The 19302-nt window shown below is 59.5% G+C and carries 13 protein-coding genes and 1 pseudogene; 8 read left to right on the forward strand and 6 right to left on the reverse strand.

Annotation, left to right across the window (positions count from 1 at the left end):
• From FUT88_RS03015 to FUT88_RS03035, 5 genes and pseudogenes are all read left to right on the forward strand, one after another.
• Nucleotides 1-253, forward strand: a pseudogene (locus FUT88_RS03015) (hemagglutinin); the annotation flags it as partial.
• Nucleotides 254-319: 66 nt separating this feature from the next.
• Nucleotides 320-775: a DUF2147 domain-containing protein gene (locus tag FUT88_RS03020; RefSeq protein ID WP_147213757.1), complete on the forward strand. Its 456-nt coding sequence runs from the start codon at nucleotides 320-322 to the stop codon at nucleotides 773-775.
• A gap of 214 nt (nucleotides 776-989) precedes the next feature.
• Nucleotides 990-2537 carry a methyl-accepting chemotaxis protein gene (locus FUT88_RS03025; RefSeq protein ID WP_147213758.1) on the forward strand — a complete coding sequence of 516 codons (1548 nt, stop codon included), beginning with the start codon at nucleotides 990-992 and terminating at the stop codon, nucleotides 2535-2537.
• A gap of 118 nt (nucleotides 2538-2655) precedes the next feature.
• The gene (locus tag FUT88_RS03030; protein ID WP_147213759.1) at nucleotides 2656-3996 is read left to right on the forward strand and encodes a peroxidase; all 1341 of its coding nucleotides are present in this window, start codon (nucleotides 2656-2658) and stop codon (nucleotides 3994-3996) included.
• A gap of 108 nt (nucleotides 3997-4104) precedes the next feature.
• Nucleotides 4105-5001: an EamA family transporter gene (locus tag FUT88_RS03035; protein WP_147213760.1), complete on the forward strand. Its 897-nt coding sequence runs from the start codon at nucleotides 4105-4107 to the stop codon at nucleotides 4999-5001.
• On the opposite strand, the gene FUT88_RS03040 is transcribed toward FUT88_RS03035, so the two are convergent.
• From FUT88_RS03040 to FUT88_RS03055, 3 genes are all read right to left on the reverse strand, one after another.
• Entirely contained in the window at nucleotides 4998-6080 is a 1083-nt protein-coding gene (locus tag FUT88_RS03040; protein ID WP_147213761.1) for a M14 family metallopeptidase, read from the reverse strand. The genes FUT88_RS03035 and FUT88_RS03040 overlap by 4 nt on opposite strands.
• A gap of 1654 nt (nucleotides 6081-7734) precedes the next feature.
• Nucleotides 7735-10272 carry a S8 family peptidase gene (locus FUT88_RS03050; protein ID WP_147213762.1) on the reverse strand — a complete coding sequence of 846 codons (2538 nt, stop codon included), beginning with the start codon at nucleotides 10270-10272 and terminating at the stop codon, nucleotides 7735-7737.
• A 54-nt stretch (nucleotides 10273-10326) separates the two neighbouring features.
• Complete coding sequence (locus FUT88_RS03055) at nucleotides 10327-11307, reverse strand: AAA family ATPase (protein ID WP_147213763.1); 981 nt, start codon at nucleotides 11305-11307, stop codon at nucleotides 10327-10329.
• Between the two features lie 137 nt (nucleotides 11308-11444).
• On the opposite strand from FUT88_RS03055, the gene FUT88_RS27125 reads away from it, so the two are divergent.
• From FUT88_RS27125 to FUT88_RS03065, 3 genes are all read left to right on the forward strand, one after another.
• Entirely contained in the window at nucleotides 11445-11672 is a 228-nt protein-coding gene (locus FUT88_RS27125) for a transcriptional regulator (RefSeq protein ID WP_392397753.1), read from the forward strand.
• Nucleotides 11673-12126: 454 nt separating this feature from the next.
• Nucleotides 12127-12612, forward strand: coding sequence for a hypothetical protein (locus FUT88_RS03060; RefSeq protein WP_147213764.1), 486 nt, complete (start codon nucleotides 12127-12129; stop codon nucleotides 12610-12612).
• A 46-nt stretch (nucleotides 12613-12658) separates the two neighbouring features.
• Nucleotides 12659-14125 (forward strand): HD domain-containing protein, encoded by a 1467-nt coding sequence (locus FUT88_RS03065; RefSeq protein ID WP_147213765.1) that lies wholly within the window; start codon nucleotides 12659-12661, stop codon nucleotides 14123-14125.
• Nucleotides 14126-14172: 47 nt separating this feature from the next.
• Here FUT88_RS03065 and FUT88_RS03070 read toward each other — a convergent pair whose 3' ends face one another.
• From FUT88_RS03070 to FUT88_RS03080, 3 genes are read right to left on the reverse strand one after another with little or no spacing between them, the layout of a single operon-like run.
• Nucleotides 14173-16230: a TniQ family protein gene (locus tag FUT88_RS03070; RefSeq protein ID WP_147213766.1), complete on the reverse strand. Its 2058-nt coding sequence runs from the start codon at nucleotides 16228-16230 to the stop codon at nucleotides 14173-14175.
• A 3-nt stretch (nucleotides 16231-16233) separates the two neighbouring features.
• Nucleotides 16234-17217 carry a TniB family NTP-binding protein gene (locus FUT88_RS03075; RefSeq protein ID WP_147213767.1) on the reverse strand — a complete coding sequence of 328 codons (984 nt, stop codon included), beginning with the start codon at nucleotides 17215-17217 and terminating at the stop codon, nucleotides 16234-16236.
• Nucleotides 17218-17228: 11 nt separating this feature from the next.
• On the reverse strand, nucleotides 17229-19235 hold the full coding sequence (locus tag FUT88_RS03080; RefSeq protein WP_261796923.1) for a transposase: 2007 nt from the start codon (nucleotides 19233-19235) through the stop codon (nucleotides 17229-17231).
• Nucleotides 19236-19302 lie beyond the last annotated feature (67 nt).

Genomic DNA, 19302 nt, shown 5'->3' on the forward strand with positions numbered 1-19302 from the left:
GTGCCGGCGGCCTGGTCAATGGCGGCAGCGGCGGCGGCTCGACGAATCCGTTGGCGCCGATCACGAGCGCGCTCGGCGGCGTGGGCGGCGGCAGCAATCCGCTGGCCCCGGTCACGAGCGCACTGAGCGGCGCAGCCGGCAGCGGCAACCCCCTCGCCCCGATTACGAATGCACTGGGTGGCGTCACGAACGCCGCCGGCGCTCCGGCAGCAATCCGCTGTCACCCCTGACCGGTGCGTTGAGCGCGCATTGATCCCTGCGCCGACATCATCGATCTGCCCTCACCGATTCTTTTGACTGACAACAAGGAGACTCCACGATGCAACATACCCCCCACGCTCTCGCGCGCCTGGCTGGCGCACTGGCCCTCGCAGTGGCAGCTGGCAGCGCCTTCGCGCAAGCCACTCCCGCCGGCACCTGGAAGACCATCGACGACAACACGGGCAAACAGAAAGGCGAAGTGACGATCGTCGACAACGGCGGCACGTTCACGGGCAAGGTCACCAAGATCCTGGTGCCCGGCGACGAGAACAAGACCTGCACCAAGTGCACGGACGACCGCAAGGATCAGCCGATCAAGGGCCTGACGATCCTGACCGGTCTGAAAGCGAACGGGAACAACAACTGGGATGGCGGCCAGATCCTGGACCCGGAAAACGGCAAGGTCTACAGCGCCAAGATGTCGCTGTCGGAAGACGGTCAGAAACTGAATGTGCGCGGCTTCCTGGGCATCAGCCTGCTGGGCCGTACGCAGACCTGGATTCGCGAGCAATGATCGCCCGCCGATAGCGAAACCCAGCAGACCTCCAACGCGCGGCGCGCCCCCTCCTTGTGGGTGGGGCGCCGTCTCTTCGGGCGCCGGTGCAAGCCGGCGCCTTCTTTTTGCGGAAATCCGCACACTGCGCGCCCGGCACCTCCATTAAAGAAGACCACTCCATCGCCGTTACACCGTTGCGGAGTGGTCAAACAATAAGTGGAGAAAACGCGACATGCGACAGTGGACACTCAAAGCAAAGCTGCGCCTGGCGCTGGCCGTCATGTGGCTGGGGCTGGTCGGCGTCGGCATCTGGAGCGCGATGGAGACACGCGCGACCATGCTCGACGAACGCAAGGTCGGGCTGCAGAACCTGGTGGACGCCGCCGAGGGCATCGCCAAGCTGTATCACGGCCGCGCGCAATCAGGCGCCATGAGCGAAGCCGACGCCAAGAAAGCCGCGCTGTCGACGCTCGCCTCGATGCGCTTTGGCACCACCGGCTATCTGTTCGTGGTCGATTCGCAGTTCATCCTGCTGATGCACCCGACGCTGGCGGACATGGTCGGCAAGAGCACCGCGGGCTTCAAGGACCCGACCGGCAAACTGGTCTACCCCACCATCGTCAATGCCGCCAAAGACAAGGGCTTCGGCTTTGCCGAATACCAGGGTCGCCTGCCCGGCAGCGAGACCGCATTGCCGAAGATCGGCTACGTGAAGCACTTTGCGCCGTGGGACTGGAACCTCTCCAGCGCCGTCTTCCTGCAGGAAGTGGATGCGGCGTATCGCCATTCGCTCTTCGCCAACCTGATCGTCATTCTGCTGGTGGGCGGCGCGGTGTCGCTGGCCATGTCGATCATCATCCGCAACGTGCAGCGCGGGCTGGGCGGCGAGCCGAGCTACGCCACCGAGGTCGCACGCCGCATTGCCGGCGGCGACCTGGCCGTGCACGTGCAAACCCGCCCCGGCGACCGCGACAGCATGCTGGTCGCCATGGCGCAGATGCAGCAGCAACTGACCGGCACCATCGGTCATATCAAGACATCGGCGGACTCGATTGCGAGTGCCACCAAGCAGATCGCCGCCGGCAATGCCGACCTGTCGCAACGCACGGAAGAGCAGGCTTCCTCGCTGGAAGAAACCGCTTCGAGCATGGAAGAGCTGACGAGCATCGTGCGCCAGAACGCCGACAACGCGCGCCAGGCGAGCACGCTCGCCGTCAGCGCGTCGGACATTGCTGCCAAGGGCGGCGAGGTGGTCGGCCGGGTGATCGACACCATGGCGGGCATCAACGAAAGCAGCAAGAAGATTGCGGACATCATCGGCGTGATCGAAGGCATCGCTTTCCAGACGAACATCCTCGCCCTCAACGCCGCAGTTGAAGCGGCGCGTGCCGGCGAACAGGGCCGCGGCTTTGCCGTGGTGGCCGGCGAGGTGCGCAACCTGGCGCAACGCTCGGCGGGGGCGGCCAAGGAGATCAAGGAACTCATCGGCGATTCGGTCGGCCGCGTGGAAAACGGCACCACATTGGTGGCCGAAGCGGGCAGCGTGATCGACGAGGTGGTGGTCGCGGTCAAGCGCGTGACCGACATCATGGGTGAGATCAGCTCGGCCTCCGAAGAGCAAAGCTCCGGCATCGAGCAGGTCAACCAGGCGGTGAACCAGATGGACGAGGTGACGCAGCAGAACGCCGCGCTGGTCGAGCAGGCTGCCGCGGCTGCGCTGTCGCTGGAAGAACAGGCACAGGTGCTGCGCGACGCTGTGGCGTCGTTCCGCACCGCCTGATCGCCGAGATTTCACGTCCTATTCCCCAACGAGGGGAGGGACGCCGCGCCGTTCTCTGGTGTGTCGCATGGTGCTATGCTGCGCGCCAGAGAATCGATAAAACCATGTTGGAATAGCCATGCCCGAGCGCAACCGGCCGCCATTCAGGGGCCCTTTTGGCGCGATTGCCGGGTCGACCACCAGCGCCTATGCCGCAGCAGGAGACACTGCCGGCGACGCCCATGAGCCGATGTCCGGCGGCCGCTCCAGTGCCGTGCGCGATGTCGCTGCACAAGATCTGGCCAGCGACACCGCGCTGTGGCGCTTTGCGCTGGCCGCAGAGCACGGCGGCCGCGCGCCTCACCCCGACGCCGTCTTGCGCGACGATCTTTCCGTCCTGCGCATCCTGCGCCACGCAGACGGCCTGCGCCTGCTCCGGCAAGGACTGCGCAGTGCGTTCCCGGGCTCGGCCCTGCGCCTGACCACCTTCTGGCCCGAAGAACAGCCGCACGCCTATCCGGCCCGCGCCGAAGCCCGCCCGGCGGAATTCGGCGACCTGCTCGTGCTGCTGCGCCTGCGCGGCGCGGTCCCGACCCTCGATTGCCGGGCGCTGTTTCTCACCAGCCGCCGCATCGACCAGCCCGGCGATGCGCTCGACAAACACCACCCGCTGCCGCAGATCAACCTGTACGAAGGCTGGCCCGACTTCAACGTCTATGCGCGCTCGCCGATCAAGTCGCGCAACGCCACCTTCCTGGGCAAGTTCGACCTGTCCGCCGAGCTGGACCCGCTGCGCCGCGTGGGCCGCGACCAGCGCCAGTGGCGCTACCTGACACCCTGCACGGGCCTGCAGCAGCATGCGCAATGGCCCGGCGCCCGGCCGGCTTCGCCGCTGCAATGGCGCTGGCCCTCCGGCCCGCACGCCGGCGGCGCGCCCACTTCGGGTTCATTCACCGGCCTGCTGCGCCAGCTCGCACGCCCGGAAGGCCCTGGCGAGGATTGCTCCGCCGGCACCGACGTGCCGACGTGGGGCCGCCTCATCAACAAGCTGCTCGACCACAGCTGGGAAGTCGCCCCGAGCCACGCGCTCAAGAGCGGCAACATCAGTTCGCTGGCGTTCTGGACGCGGCTGCGCGGGTTCCTGACGGCGGAATACCTGCTCGGTTCGCACTCGCTGCAGAAGGGCTTTGGCGCGTCGCTGCAGTTCGAGATGGCCAACGGCCTGCAGGACATCGCCCGCGACGACTGGACGGCCACCACCGGCTTCGACCCCGAAGACCTCGACGTGCCCGGCGTGCGCGGCACGCTGCAGCGTATTGCGGCGTCCAGGCTGGCCGTCTTCGGCATGAGCGCCGAAGACCCCGCGCCGCTCGCTGCCCCGCGCCCGCAGCGCGGTGTGACGCCGCGCCCCGACGGCGAACGCGAAGGCCAGCGCGTGTTGCTGATCGACGTGATTCGCCCCAGCGCAGCCGCCCTGTAAGGCTGCCAATTCGATAAAAAGCGACGCCCGCGCCGCCGAGAACGCAACGATTTCTCGGCGGTGCACGGCTATGCTGTGGCGTTCTCTGCCGCGCCTCCGCTGTCGCTCATGTCTTCCGCTGCTTCCGCCTCCGCCACTTCCACGACGACGACCTCCCCCTGGATGCCCATCCTTGCGCTGATGGGTTCGATGGCCTCGGTGTGCCTCGGCAACTCGTTTGCCAAGACGCTGTTTCCGGTGCTGGGCGCCGCGGGCACGGTCACGTATCGGGTGACGATCGGCGCGGTGATCCTGCTGGCGTTCTGGCGGCCGTGGCGCCTGCACCTGAGCCGCGCAGATGCCGGCCGCATCGCGCTGTACGGGGTCACGCTGGCGAGCATGAACCTGCTGTTCTACCTGTCGCTGCAGCGGCTGCCGATCGGCATTGCAATCGCCATCGAATTCACGGGGCCGCTTGTGCTGGCCGTGCTGCTGTCGCGCCGCGCGCTGGATTTCGTGTGGATCGGGCTGGCGGTGGTCGGCTTGCTGATGCTGACGGTGGCCGACAAGTCGGTCGGTCAGGTTGACCACCTGGGCGCCGTTTATGCGCTGGCCGCCGGCGTGTGCTGGGCGCTCTACATCCTGACGGGCAAGAACCTCGGTGGCCTGCATGCGGGCCAGGCGACGTCGATCGGCATGGTGGTCGGTGCGCTGTTTGCGATTCCGTTTGGCGTGGCGCAGGCGGGGTCGGCGCTGCTCGCACCTTCGCTCATTCTGGCGGGACTGGGCATCGGGCTGCTGTCGAGCGCGATCCCGTATTCGCTGGAGATGGTGGCGCTCAAGCATCTGCCGGGCAAGACGTTTTCCGTGCTGCTGAGCCTCGAGCCCGCCATCGGCGCGCTCGCGGGGGCGATCGTGCTGCAGGAGCAGCTGACCGGGCGCCAGTGGGTGGCGATCCTGGCCATCATCGCTGCGTCAGCAGGCTGCGCGCTGACGGTGCGCGCGCCCAAGCCCGTCCAAAGCTAGCCGGAAAACCGCGCCACGGCTTGCAATACAGCCATGCGCGTCTGCGCGTAGACCATGCCCTTCCATTCCGGCACGTCGCAATAGAACGCATCGCGTAGCGCTTGGCGGATGCCGACCCGCTGCGCGGCGCCCTGCTCCGGATGTCGATGCAGCCAGTGGTCCGCCCGGAGCGCCTGCAGCACGGCCAGCGGCGCGAGCGTGCCGAACTCCAGCGTGACGCAGGTCTTTTCGATGCCGGGCAGCAGTTCGTAGGCGATGCCGACCAGATCGCCCTTGACCACCGAAGAGACCGAACCGGCAGCGGCAATCGGCCGGACATCGGCGCCCCACGTGCGCATGGCGCGCTCAAGTTCGGCGGGATCTGGGCTGTTGAAGATCTTCTCGCCGTGGCCGTAGTGGCCGAGCCCGGTATGCAAATCGATCCACACCAAGTGCGACAGGCCGGCCGCATGCTGCGACACGATCCCGCGCATCTGCAGCGTGCTCCAGCACGGCGCGCTGCCGCCGTAGAACATGCCGTCCGGCACACGGTATTGGCCGCTCGTTGCGGCGTCCTGCAGGGCTTTTTCGCCGCGGGTGACCATGTAGTGCTGCAGCGCAGCCTGGTCGGCCTGGCTGGGCGGCCACGTGTGCGGCAGCAGGAGCGGATCGACTTCAAGGTAGGCCGGATTGGCGGAAGCGGCCTCCGCAAAGTCGACGCTGTTGCGGTTCAGGTCAACGTTGTCTTCATTCACGCGCCGCAGGTGCGCAAACCCGTACGGATTGACCGCGTGCACCAGCACCAGCGCGACCTTGCCGGCCGCCAGCCGCGCGAAAAGCTCGTCGTCTTGCAGCAAGCCGGTCTGGCAGCCGGAGCCGCAGAACCCTTCCACGCCATGGACGCCGGAGGTGACGATCAGCAGCGCTTCAGCCTGCGCCGGGGCAAACAACGCGGTGTCGATGGAAAGCTGCTCGCCGGACGGCCCGACCGCATCCGGATGCAGATGGCGCTCGATGCGGAGCCCCCGGGCCTGCGCAGCAGCGACGAACTTGCCGCGGGCTTCATCGTAGGTCTGCGAGAAGAAGGCTTCGACCGTCATGGCGGGATCCGGTGCAGTGATTGCCGCAGCCTGCCATGGCTGACAGGCGCGGCGCAATCGCACGCACGTGAATCGATCGCCCCAAAACGCAAACAGGCGACGCGTGGTGCGTCGCCTGTCTACGTTGATGCCGGGTCGAACGAGTGTCGAGCGGCTAGCCGTTCAGTGACACATAAGTTGAGATTCCGACCACAATAAAAACAAGGGGTTAGAAAAATCTCGGACAACTCGTGGGGATGATCATGACAGAAGAGATGAGATTCCTCGACGCCTGTGACACATGGTGTGAGATTCTGCGCAGACGCCAATTTCACGGGGAATCTCATCTCATCCGTCACAGTTCCCACCCCAAGCCGGCTAGCAGATGTATACATATAGAGCAGCGCGGTTCTGTTGAGACGACGAGCGGGGAACCTACAATCGTGTGGAGTCGCCCGTAGCGGAAGAGGTCATGCGCAAGTCCTGACCCAAAAGGGCAATGCGCGGCCGCCTTTAGCCAGTTGCACAGGAAGGCTCTCGCGCCAGACGTAAAAACCATGACTCCCTGGGTTGACGGAAAACGTATCCATGTGGCCTCCGTCCCCGTCTTCATCGCGCTAGGCCCCCGATACGCTCGGAACCGTCATGCGGCTCGACGATAGAGCACATGAGCAACCGCCAACATCACTCGTAATCGGACCCTTTGGACGGGCGGCACCTCGGTACGACGGCAATATGGCCAGAAGGGCTAGCCGTTATCCCTATGCACAACCCGGATTTGGAGGACTTCATGCGTGAATATCGAACCCGCACTATCAGCGAAGTGGTTGCAAGTACCTGCAATCGGTGTCAGCGTCGTCTGAGCTCAGATGAACCCGGTGAGTGGCAGGAACGACTGTCGTTTGACCACTTCTGCGGCTTCGATTCCGTGTTCGGCGACGGCAGTATGGTCAGCATCGATCTTTGCCAGCACTGTGTGCAGGAGGTACTAGGCCAGTGGTTGCGAATCACAAAGTAAGCCGACATCGGTGGAACCGATACGCTCGCACAGGTGCTAATGAACATGCCAAATGTCGGAAAAGATGCCGACTTTGTGCGCAACCCGCGCGATATGCCGCGCGAACCTAAGACGAAATACGAAACCCCTATCAAACCGGTAGATGCAGCGCAGAAGGCCCGCAAAGGGAAACAGAAGGCTCATGATTCCACAGATTTCGCGATGTTTTAGGCCCTGCGTCCACATCGGCCGCAGATATCCTTTAAGTCCCGGCTGGGCGGCGCCGCCCCGAAAGCTACCTCGATGCAGGCTGTGGGAGCAGGCGATCTGCCTTTTCGACGCTAATTCTGCAGCCGTCACAAAGGCCGCGTCTGGTTCGATCACTTGGCCTACTTTCGTTCAATCTTCCAGTCCGGGGGGGCCTGTAACTCGCCTGCCTCATGAAATTCTAGTTCTCCAGGCCTAGCACCCTGAACCGACCGGACACAGACACGAGCGCAACAACATCTGGTCGGGCCGGGACAGTGAAGTTGTCCGACAAAACAGGGGTCATTAAGGCCCAACCTGCGGAGCCGGAGATGTGGGCGAGGCCGAATGCGTGGCCTAGTTCGTTCGTGAGTATTGGAAGCAAGTTGATGCAACGCTCATCTCGGAGGAGGAGCTGTGCCGGATCTTTCACTACTCCTCTGAACCATCGTCCACTTCGACTTGCTGGGCGACCGTCGCGGCGTCGATCTTTGTCTTGATCGGGGTATAGAGGTCCGCATCCAGCTGCTCGCCCACCTCCAAGGATAGAACCAGCGCGTAGCGCACCTCGGTATCCCATTGACCTGCTTCCTTCCAATCCTTCCACCATCCACCGACCGGGAAAACTGCGATCTGCCCTTTCGAAGCCAATTCAGCAGCGGTCCCCGTCCAGACATCCAGATGAATCGACCCTTTGGTGCGCAGCTTCGGTCCGAACGTCCAGCCTTGAAGATCGGGATCCCCATGAGCGCGTTCATCATCATCGTCACGCTCTAGCGCGTTGACGCGCTCAACAAACTCCTGATCTGTTTCGGTTGCCCCCTTCAGCGCAAATCTGAGACCAAAAGAGCCGTAACGAAACTTGCTTTGCCACCCTCGCCGACTCGGGTTCGGCTCGACGAAATACGACAACGTCACTCGCAAGGAAACCTCAGTCTCCGCTAGATCTTGTAGCTCCTCGTCGGGCCAGGGCAATTCATGGAGCAGCATTTGGCCAAGCTTCGCGCTGCCATTAACCTCTCGATACGGAGTGATGGTCTCCTGGAGAACCACCGTGGACCGATAAGCCTCAGAAAAAGCGGAAATATTCGGCTGAATCAAGCCAAATCCATAGGTGCGCAGTAGGTTGTACTTGTCCTGCATCGTTGGTTGTACACGTAGCGAGCTTCGCATCGCACGCGTATAGCGAGCTCCATGCACGACAAGGGCACGTATGGTTTCGGGCCAAAAGTCGGGATACTTGTGTGAAAGTTGTCCGCACAAACGAGCCACCTCAGCTGTGGCCGCGCTTGTATCTCCCGTTTCAGCCAACAGCGTGCGAGGAATATTGTTTGACGTGGTGAGCATGCGAAGAGACTCGGGCCCAACTGTAACGTTGGCCGCAGTGTCCAGCGAGCCATTGCCACCTTCTGCGACCACGTCAGGTTTGTGAGGCCATTCTTTTTTCCACAAGATGGCTGTCCGCGAAGCAGGAGCCAACGCCCCTCTACGAGCGATGACACTCTGCCCCGGATACTCTGTAGCATCAATCTCCGTGAGATTCGTGCTCGCCCCAACTGCCAACGCATTCCATGCTTGGCTCGGATTCTCCGCGGGCGCCAACGCATTGATCGCCGGATAGCTAGCCCAATCCGGCCAAGCAACGTTTCCGGCGGCCAAAACGTACAGCCTCGGCGTGGCCTCTCCTCGATCGTCCTGATCATCGACACCGATCTCCAGTGCCGGCAAGCCGTACGCAAGCTGATCAATCGTTGCCGACCATTCGGAAGGCTCTCCATTGATACCGCCACGGGACGTCGTCATCATCGCAAAGACGCGACGCACCCGCGGAGCAGTCGCTTCGACCCGATATGCGGACTCCGCAGTAATGGCTCCATATATACGAGGTGGATTCTCGCCGTCCGGCGGCAAGATCTTGACAGATTCCAGTCGATGCGTCAGGTGGACGCGCTCGTTGTTTGCCAGGGGCGAAGTTAGATTTCCATACAACAGGAGGCCAGCCATTTCGCTGCCATGACCGTCGTGATCCGCTGCCCCCCACGTCGGGTCATACGTATGCATGTCTTCTTCCGCCAGGCCTGCTGCAAGTAGCGGATGGCCATTGTTCACACCAGTATCCAATAGCGTGATCCGATTTCTCCTCGACCCTTGCACATAGACTGAGCGCTCAACAAGCGAATCTACCCATTCGTTTTGTTCGTATGGTTTCAACTCCGACAGGAAGAACTCTGCCGTATCGGCAACCCCGCGAATCTCCGCAACCATGTCGAGTAGTTCAACTGCTTGTTGAATTGACTGTCGTGTTGCGCGTACGGCTACAACGACCCGCCCCGGGAACGTGACAAATCCCCTCTCAACTTCGAGACCGAGGCGCTCACCTAGCTCCTCGAATGCGTCGCGAACTACCTTCCCTCTGCGCCCATCGGCTCGCAACCAAACCTGGAACCACCTTTCATCCAGATCCTCAGGCGGGGAGTCCTCGTCTGTCCAAAAATCGTCGAACGCTGCTCGTCGGATGTTTTCTATAGCATTAACCAACGCAAGATTTTGCGGCTTCCCCGATTTCGCGTTCTTCTCCAGATAGGCTTGGATACGCTTTTCGAGAGCACCGATGTGACCATCGGGGACGTGGAGTACGACAATCTCTGAATCTGGATGCTCTATCGCGGAGAGCACCTCGAATCCGTCGTTCTTCCACTCAAGCCCCTTGAAATCGAGGGCACCTTTCGGTTTGATTTCAAGTGCGACAGCAATGCCTGCGCGTTCTGGCAGGCCATACTCCTGCCGGACCGCCACGATATCTGGGAGTTCTCGTACGAGCCGTCTAAGTTGCCGAATAAGCTTCGTGCCATGAGCCACGCGCGGCCGGGGAATACTTGGCCGGCGGCCTCCCCCATTATTTGGCGACTGGTACGGTGCCTCCCAGGTAAATCCACTAACAAGGAGGTGTGGCAGCTTCTGTTCTGGCATTTCAGGACTCCAAGTGACCTGCCGCCAAACTCTACTGCCTTTCAATTACTCCGTTTACCCCCTATTAGCACGGGCCCGTTCTTCCAAATGCTGGATAACGGCCTCCGAACTCACCTGACCCACTCCATCCATAACCGCATCCTTAATGGCGTCGACACAGGCACGCGATATCTCAGCATGGGATTGACCCTGCGCAGCCTTCACCAAACTTTCATACCGAAAACCCTTCGGCACGAAAGCACTCAATCTATTTTTGAGTAGGATCTTCACTTGCTCCAGCCCTGGAGCGTCGTAGCGAATTACGTCGTCAAATCGACGAAATAGGGCGACATCTAAGTCCTTGGCATGATTGGTTGCAGCCACGATCAAACTGTCCGAATGATCTTGGTCGAGCAGTTGCAAGAACATGTTGAGTGTTCTGCGCATTTCCGCCACGTCGTGCTGGCTGCCGCGCTGCAACCCCAACGAGTCGAATTCGTCGAAAAAATAGACGCCGCGATTGCTCTTTAGTGCGTCAAAGACAAGACGGAGCTTGGACGAGCTTTCGCCCATGAATTTCGTGATGAGGCTATCAAATCGCACAGTAAAGAGTGGGAGCTTGAGTTCCCCGGCGAGAACCGCAGCCGTCATCGTCTTGCCGGTGCCAGGCGGCCCCACAAGAAGTAGCTTGCGGCGAGGCGACAAGTCATGCGCACGCAGTCGATCTGCCTGGCGCTGCTCACGCAACACGCGACCGAGCTTGGCCTCCACATCATCGGACAACACCATTTCTGCCAAGTGCTCGTCCGGATAGCGAACGGTAAGCAGGTCGCTCAACTCACCTTTTGGCTGCATCAGCGGCACGGGCTTAGCTTGCCGTGTCCGACTTGCTTCAACTTTCGTCGAATCGATCAGATCACGCAGCTCAGCGGCCAACTTGGCGTGCCCCTGACGCGCCTCATCCGCCGCCAGCTGCATAGCTACGGCATAGAAGTGCTCAGCATCTTGGTTCGCATGAGCACGCAACAGCGCTTTGAGTCGATCAGATCTGGCCATGATTTTTCCATCCAGTCGCAATAGTAGTGGCGCCTTGACCAACCACCAAAAATATGATGCTATTATAGCATCATCTTGCTATTAATACATCAAAAAGCATGACACGCTTCCCGCGTTCTCAGGGCGAGCTACTTAGAATGGCTCGCGGCGACCTAAGTCAGAGAGCGTTCGCTGAACTGCTTCGCGTTGATAAGAGCTGCCTGTCCAGATACGAAGGTGGAAAGCTCGGTGCGCCGGTCTCAGTGATTAGTCAGTGCTTAACGATCGTCGCTGACGCTCAGGCCTCGGGAGGGGAGCTCGATATAGGCAGGGCATTGCAACACGTGAAGACAGCAGCGGATCTGCTAGAGGGAAAGACTCGGTAGCCTGAAGGAATGCGACAGCCCTCACAGGCACCCGCCGACCAAGAACCGCGCGTGTTGGGGCCTTGTGTAGCCAGCAACGCTCGTTGCCCTAGTTGCAACAGTTGCACCTATGGTTGGATGCCCCGCCCCCTCAGGATCGAAGACGAATGCCGGCGGCAAATCGAGCTCAACCTATCAATCACCAGGGGACCAGAGCTCGCGGATACCCGCACCAAAACGGTGAAAAAGCGATCCTCATGTAACGCCCAGCCCGGCCTCCGGACAGCTCACGCCCTAGCGCCGTTGCTGCATTGCAACTGGCAACGAGAAAGGATTGGCTCACCTTGACAAAGGAGTATCCGGAACCTAAATAAGAGGGCGAACACTGTATAAAAAGACAGCCCCGAAGGGGCGTCATGATCGCTTGGCGCACACGGGGAATCTGTGTACCATCGCGCGAACTCAAGGGGAAACAATGGAATCGAACCTGATTGCTTTGCAGCTCTTCTTAGATGAGCTCGGGCAGACAGCAAAGATCGATACCGTCGACGATCGAATGAGCCTGCAGAAGGTCATTTATCTCGGTCAAATCTTTGGTGCGGACCTAGGCTATCGCTATTCTTGGTACGTACGCGGCCCCTACTCACCAAGCCTTACCCAGGACTACTACGCGCTCTCAGGCGCGCTCGCGGCGGGTGATCGCACGTATCAGGCGCGCGCTCTCAATGACCGCCTGCGAGAGTGCCTCGTTCGCGCGAAGAACTTGCTGCAGAAGCCCCAATCGGTAACGCTTGCAACACCTCAGTGGTACGAATTGCTTGCTTCGCTCGATTATCTGAAGCGCGTGTCGAAGCGCAATGACGCCGACGCGGCTGCCATCATCAGGGCACAAAAACCTCATCTAGCGAACTGGATTGATGCTGGACTTCGGCACCTTAGCGCTTACGCTCCGCAGTACTAATCCGACAAAAAATTTAAGATAGGCCCGCATTGCGGGCCTTTTTCCTATGAGCGAGTTGAAGTTCGAAAAAACCATCACCGATCCGGTTCATGGGACGATCGGTCTGACCCGACTTGAGGCCGATATCATTTCCACGCCGACGTTCCAACGTCTGCACAACGTCCGGCAACTGGGATTAGCTCATCTGGTCTTTCCAGGCGCCAATTATTCGCGTTTTTCGCACTCTGTTGGCGCTTGCCATAACGCCGGAAGAATTCTGCAGTCGATCGAGAGAAATACTCCCGATAAGACATTTACCGCGAAGCAACATCAGGCTTGTAGATTGGCTGGCCTTCTGCATGACATTGGCCACTATCCCTTCTCCCATGCCACTGAGCACATCATCAAGTCGGTTTACTCTGACAAGAACCTGCTCGCACCCACAAGCGATAGCTCCAGTTCCCCGGAAGCAGTAGACCTCAGTTTGCCCCCTTACCTCGATCACGAGACGGTCGGGCGCCAAGTTATCGACAACGATCCCTACCTGCTTCAGGTGTTCGAGCGGCACCAATGGGAGCCGGCGTCGATCAAGGAGATTTTTAGCAAGGAATCGCCGGAGAACAGCTTTGTGCAGGTGATCAGTTCTGACTTGGACTGTGATCGGTTGGACTATCTGCGTCGGACAGCACACACCAGTGGGCTTCCGTATGGGACTGTTGATATCGATTATTTGATCGATCAGGCATGCCTAGATCCGCAGGGCTACTATTGCTTTTCGTTTAAGGCATTGCGTGCAGCTGATCATCTCCTGGTCTCGAGATACTACGACTATTTGCAGGTGCCGTTTCATAAGACAGTGGTAGCGCTAGAGTGGTCGCTCGTAACCTGCATTGCTGCTCTGATTGAGCGCGGAATGATCCACTGCTCATCCGCAGATATCGTCGAGAAAATCAAAAGCGGCGATTGGGCACTATTTGACGATAACTACTTCTTTGCCCTGTTTCGGCAACTTCGCGATTCCCTCAGCGCCTCTAATCCAGATGACGCAGTTCTTTCCGCGCACCTTGAGGCGTTGCTGATGCGTAAGGCCGCGAAGCTGGTCCATTCCAACGAAATTGTCGAAAGCAAGGGGACGCCCGACCATGCCAGCCGCGTGCTGGAAGCACGAAAAGCAATCTCGGCGATCTCGTCCAGTCTCGGTATCCCTGAGAATTTCTTCTACGTTTGGGAGCACCGCCTCGAGCTCACAAAGGCAGGCTCAAAGTTCGCCGACGCGGAGTTTGAAGGTGCGGTCAACATTTTGCATCAGAACAAAGCGACGCCTTTGATGCACTTCCCCCAAGCGTTGATGCAAACGCTGGCCAAGTACCAGTTCTCCGGTGTGCGCATCTTCATGATCGACCATGAGTCACGCTATCACGAAGCGAAGACCATGTTCGAAGTCGCCTTGCCGCCCAAATTGGCCGACTTGCCAACGCCGGCCGCCGGCATTGAAGCCCTCGCCCCAGACCTTCCGGAGAGCGAACAGGAGTAACTCGCTCCCATTGAGATCAGCCCGCACGACAAAGAGCGCTCGCCTCTCTATGTCTGTAGCTTGCGAATGTCAGCGAGCGCGTAGAACTTAACGCTACGATCTTTCGCGAATGAGATCGGCCTGATTTCACCGCGCGCCTCCAGGTTGGGGAGGTGGCTTCGATGGCTGCCGAGCAACTTACCCGCCTCCTCAGCGGTAACATAGTTCGCCCGCATTTCTTGCAACCGTGCGATGTCCACACGGCGAACGCGTCGTGACACGGTCAAATCCATTACCGGAAGAAGCCCAGACTGGACGTACGTCACCTCCAGAGCTCTATTGCCCACGCCAAGGATTGCTGGGACAGCTTCTATGGGTACGAACTCTGGGTCGCCCAGCGTCCTCTTGAAACGCTGCACAGAGCCCCTTGTCACCAGCACAACCCTGGACAGACTCTTCACCTTCCGCAAATGACGGTCTGTCACCAGCCGCTTGGCGCTTTGGACACTGACACCGAGAAGCTCCGCTGCCTCCGCGAGGGGCATTTCTAAGCTCTCCCTCTTGGTCGCATTGCCGGTTGGCTTACGTCCGGTAACGGTCGGGTATCCCCTCATGGTCCGTAGCGTTGTCAGATCAATGCGATCGACGAGGTCCCGCTCGAACATATATACGAGGCTGCCATCAATCTTTGGACCTGCAACGGCGGGCACGCCAAGCGCCATCAGCCTTTCCGCAGTGCTCGTTACACCGCTGTTGGCACGCTTTGCAATCTCACCAGCGAAAACATATTTGCGAGCAAAGCGTTCTGCCACCCCTCGGTCCATCACCAGCCGTTTCCGATTGACATGATCTCTGTCCCGACATTTAAACCACCCCGCCCGTGCGAGAAAGCGAACGACCTCGGGATACGTGCCCAGAATTTCGGCAACCTCTTCCACGCCGACTTCGTCAGGCCTTTCTGACTCGGGATTCGGGGGTATTGAGCAGGCCGACCGAATGCTACTGATGCCTAAGGCCAGGTCAAAACCTGCCGTCACTTCACGTCCTTCAGCTATCGCCTTTACTACCGATGCAACGCTGCGTGTGACGGCCCGAGGGGAACAAACCACTTCCCTCTCACCCACGGTTAGGTCGTATAGCATCTCGCTCACCGACCGCGCACTGAACCAGCCATCACCTGCGTCTAGTCGATACGTAGCTGGGACACCATCTCTCAGCAGGTTGTTCATCTGAAAAGCGCTCACCCCCAAAGCAAGCTCGGCCTGCCTGCGCGTTAGCTTGCGCTCGGGCAAGGCCGCATTTAGCGATCTCTTGCCGGGTGTCAAACGAAGTATTTCCTGCGCAAGCGCTTGCACCGTGGCGGAGGATGATTGAAGCAGGGGAAGAAGCGCAACGCGAGGATGCGACTGCGCCCCGCTCACCAAGGACAGAAGCTCCGTTGAAACCACTCTCTGCTCAATCCACTGCCGCGCGCCGCTCAGCAGCTCTAAAGAAGCGTCGGAATTGCCGACCGCAAAAAGAGCGGCCAAGCAAGCCGAAGCATCGCTGCCCCGCCGCCCTCCGACATCCATCTCGCTCATCCACCAGTCGACCGGCGCACCGTCTGCCACAATCTGCGGCCCGTACGCCAGATCCGCCCCACATTTGCATGTGCAAAGGGAACCACGAAGAGGGGACAACTGCTCCTTACATGCGTAGCAATCTCGCAGCAGGCGAACTGAATGTGTCTGGCATACCGCGTACGGCTTGAGCGACCAGTGTTTGCGAAAATAGCGCCGTTCAGCAAGGCAGATTGGGCAGTATGCTCCGCACTCCTCGGAGAAGAACTGCTCCGCATATGGAACGCCGTCAACCAGTCGTGGGGACTCAGCCGTTGGGCCTGACCGATCAAAACTCAGCAAAATGGCGTTCGAATTGTTGATGCCGAGCAGCCCCAGGATCTCCGCGTAGCGCTCTGCCCGCGTATATGCAGCAATGATCCAACCCTCGTCGGCCACTCCGATGCACAGGCCATCCACCATGGCAGTCACACTCGGAAAGCCGTTACCCTCAGCGACCCGGATCAAATAGCCTGCCGGCGATTCGCCAGGAAACGGGATGGGGCGAACCGGAAGTTTTCGTCCCATATGTCACCCTCTGAACGCGGCAGCCAACGCATTGCCGGTCATTGTGAAGGGATTTTGAACCGTGATCGATTGCGCCGAAAAGATCCCGGTATTCCAAACATTGGCCAGGTCCGGCAAGGTCATGACATCGCGGCCCGCGAGCAAGGCATGGCGCGCGGCAACCTTCAACAGGGTTGAGACATAGTCGACATTTCCCCGCGTCGCCGCAAATACCCTCAGCGCCAAGTTATAGCTCGTGAAGTTAGGAGTGGACTTAACCGACGTTCTTTTTACGATATCGCTGGAAAGTGTGTGGAGAAAGCGCTGCAAGTCACCAGGCTCTTCGCTTGTCCCAGGTAGCAGTGGCGCCAAGATGAACTTGCTCTTGTAACGGCGCGACATCTGCGTATCGTGATCGAAGATCGTCTTGCACTCATTGGTTCCGACTAGGCAGATGACCGGTCCCTCGGCATTAAAGAGCTCCTTGAGCCAGTTGCTGATTCGCTGACCGGCAAGCGCATCCTTCTTACGAATCAGCGATAAGTTGTGCAACTCATCGATAAACACGATGGCAGTCTTGCAACGTCTAAGCAGGGTGTTAATCCGCTTGGATTGCGATCCTGCTGTTCCGGCGGATGGGCAGACGTCGTTCAGAAGCGTCAGCATCTCCTCGGTCAAGCCACTCAGTCTGCCCTCAGGTGGCAGACTCATATAGAAGGCCGGCACGGTATCGATCTCACAATCGTTCTCGACGATTGTCTGTGACGGCATGCTCTTCATGATCAATCTCGCGATGGTGGTCTTACCCATACCACCATCACCAAGCAACATGCAGCACTCTGGGCTGCGCGAAGCGATCGACGCCTTGATGCAGCCCCTGATACCGGTGACCGCTTCTGACAACGCCGGGTGCGAAACCACAATACGGTCTAGTTCGGACACTTCTTTGTATGCGTTCTGTTCGGCTTGCGATTCGAAGATTGCGTCTGAGGGGAGAAATGAAAGCATGGGCGTGCTCCTTAGTCGAGAATGAATGTTTCCAGAGAGAAATCACCAACAATCGGCTTGGTTTGGTTTGATCTTTTTGGCTCACTCGCGTCAACCGGAAGAACCTCGCCCGTATCAGGATCCACGTGCTTGAGTGAAGGCACGCCGCCTGCGATGACATCGATGCGGGAGCTCAACACGACAGGCTCCATGGCGAAAGCCACCTCACCGACCTTCTTCACTCGCTTGTCGAGCTCTTTCTTACTTTCCTTCAGCCGCTTCATCTGCTTGGTGGCGAATGCCGATTCCTTCTGAATCCGCTGCATCAGCATGTAGAGGCTGTACAGGGGGGCGTTTTCGCCGAGCTCTCGTCGATCACGCTCGCTTAGTTGGCTCAACATACGCTTTGCTTCACGATGCCCCCACTTGGTCAACCCGCGCGTGTATTCGGGTTTCGTAGACATGGCAGTGATGATTACGCCCGGCTCCAATGGGTGTTCGATGTACACCTTGTCCAGATCCAGTTCATCGATAAGAACAGCGACTTGCCCCTTGTACTGATGCTCCAGTGTGCGAAGTGCGTGGCTGTACCAAGCCAGCCCATCATGTCGGACTCGCCCGCCGTTGGGCGTGCAGCGGAAAGCCGTCCGCGCAATGACGTTCACCTCCTCTTCTGTCATCGTCAAAGGTCTGCATTTCCCCGGGGCGGTCTCCTCCTTCCACATCATGATTGGCGCCCTACCGGTGCCGGTGTGAATTTGCTTGTGATAGATCTCCTCAATCCATTCGTCTACGTAGGAGTGCACTTGTTCAAGGGTGAGGCAGGCGCGCCCGTTCGAGTCGTACGAACCGCGCTCTGCCGGGTTAGAAAACGTCGTGCCGGGAAGCGTTTGAACGAGGCTTCTTGTAAGCGTCCGAAAGAAGGACTCCACATGAGGCTTGTGGTTAGGCTCCCGCACAGCCGCCGGTTCAATGATGACGTTAGCTTTTAATAGCAGGCGCATGACGGCAGAGTTCTTGAACTCCGACCCGTTGTCAGGAATGAGGTGCACACAGATACCACCGGGCAGTCCGCGCAAGGGCCGTGTGAACATGTCCTTCACAACAGCGAGCGTGGCCACCGTTGACGGCGGATGCATGCTCAAATGCCAGCCAACAATGCAACGGGTCCGTACGTCTATCGCTAGAACAAGCGTTGGTCGCCCCATCACTTCGCGGGTCGCCTCGTCGACGACAAGCACATCCAGCACATGGGAATCAATCTGCACGAAGTACATTGGCATATGGACCTGGTGCGATCTGCCGCCGGCCTTTGCAGCACGTTCTGCTGCGATGGGTCCATCCTTGACCCGCATGAGCAAGAACGGATCGATTTTTTTGATGCGCCGCCGAATGGTTCGCTGCGATGGCGCGCTCGCTCCAGTCATGTTGTTCTCCAGCAGGTATCCATGCACATGCGCCAGTACATTCTTTGAAGACCGTCTCTCAGCCCGCATGAAATCAGCGATTCCCTGCTGAATGCCTGCCTCAACCCCAACCGAGAAGCGCAAGAGACTGTTTCCTTTACGTCTGGGCTTACTGAGGAAATATGCCTCCCCAAAGTCGCGAAGCGACTTGACCCAGCGGGCGACGGAGCTGACGCCGGGCACGTGCGGATCGGACAACCTTTCGGCATAGTGTTTGATCCACTCAAAGAGCGCCGAATGTGAAGTGGGCTTTTCAAGTTCAGCGATCGCGCCTTGGGCATATCGGAGTTGCCGCGTTCGTTCCTGAAGATCTGCCGCACTGAGGGTTAGGTACGGAGACTCCTGTATTGTTTTGGATGCGGCCGTCAGGACGATCGCGCCGCTCCGCACTTCTTCTTGGAGACGGGCGATCGGAATCCGGTGACTTTGACCGCCAGCCACCGCGTTATAGCGAACCTCGCGATAGGCAACATGAGCGATCTCGAATTCGCTCCCGCGATAGCAAAAGCGCATGCCGACCTGGGGACTAAATTCGGGCGGGACGCTCGGCAGGCCTTGTTCAAAATCGCTCATGTCTTACCTCCACTTGGGTGGCACCACGACCGCGCCCAACCTTGGCCTCGGCCGTGCAGATAAAAAT

The sequence above is a fragment of the Ralstonia sp. TCR112 genome (assembly GCF_007997035.1).
Lineage (GTDB): Bacteria > Pseudomonadota > Gammaproteobacteria > Burkholderiales > Burkholderiaceae > Ralstonia > Ralstonia edaphi.

Bases quoted from the DNA above. Each gene is read 5' to 3' on its own strand.
- FUT88_RS03075 (WP_147213767.1), bottom strand. From the start codon at position 17,217: ATGCTTTCATTTCTCCCCTCAGACGCAATCTTCGAATCGCAAGCCGAA.
- FUT88_RS03060 (WP_147213764.1), top strand. From the start codon at position 12,127: ATGGAATCGAACCTGATTGCTTTGCAGCTCTTCTTAGATGAGCTCGGG.
- FUT88_RS03050 (WP_147213762.1), bottom strand. From the start codon at position 10,272: ATGCCAGAACAGAAGCTGCCACACCTCCTTGTTAGTGGATTTACCTGG.
- FUT88_RS03055 (WP_147213763.1), bottom strand. From the start codon at position 11,307: ATGGCCAGATCTGATCGACTCAAAGCGCTGTTGCGTGCTCATGCGAAC.
- FUT88_RS03025 (WP_147213758.1), top strand. From the start codon at position 990: ATGCGACAGTGGACACTCAAAGCAAAGCTGCGCCTGGCGCTGGCCGTC.
- FUT88_RS03065 (WP_147213765.1), top strand. From the start codon at position 12,659: ATGAGCGAGTTGAAGTTCGAAAAAACCATCACCGATCCGGTTCATGGG.
- FUT88_RS03035 (WP_147213760.1), top strand. From the start codon at position 4,105: ATGTCTTCCGCTGCTTCCGCCTCCGCCACTTCCACGACGACGACCTCC.
- FUT88_RS27125 (WP_392397753.1), top strand. From the start codon at position 11,445: ATGGCTCGCGGCGACCTAAGTCAGAGAGCGTTCGCTGAACTGCTTCGC.
- FUT88_RS03080 (WP_261796923.1), bottom strand. From the start codon at position 19,235: ATGAGCGATTTTGAACAAGGCCTGCCGAGCGTCCCGCCCGAATTTAGT.
- FUT88_RS03070 (WP_147213766.1), bottom strand. From the start codon at position 16,230: ATGGGACGAAAACTTCCGGTTCGCCCCATCCCGTTTCCTGGCGAATCG.
- FUT88_RS03030 (WP_147213759.1), top strand. From the start codon at position 2,656: ATGCCCGAGCGCAACCGGCCGCCATTCAGGGGCCCTTTTGGCGCGATT.
- FUT88_RS03040 (WP_147213761.1), bottom strand. From the start codon at position 6,080: ATGACGGTCGAAGCCTTCTTCTCGCAGACCTACGATGAAGCCCGCGGC.
- FUT88_RS03020 (WP_147213757.1), top strand. From the start codon at position 320: ATGCAACATACCCCCCACGCTCTCGCGCGCCTGGCTGGCGCACTGGCC.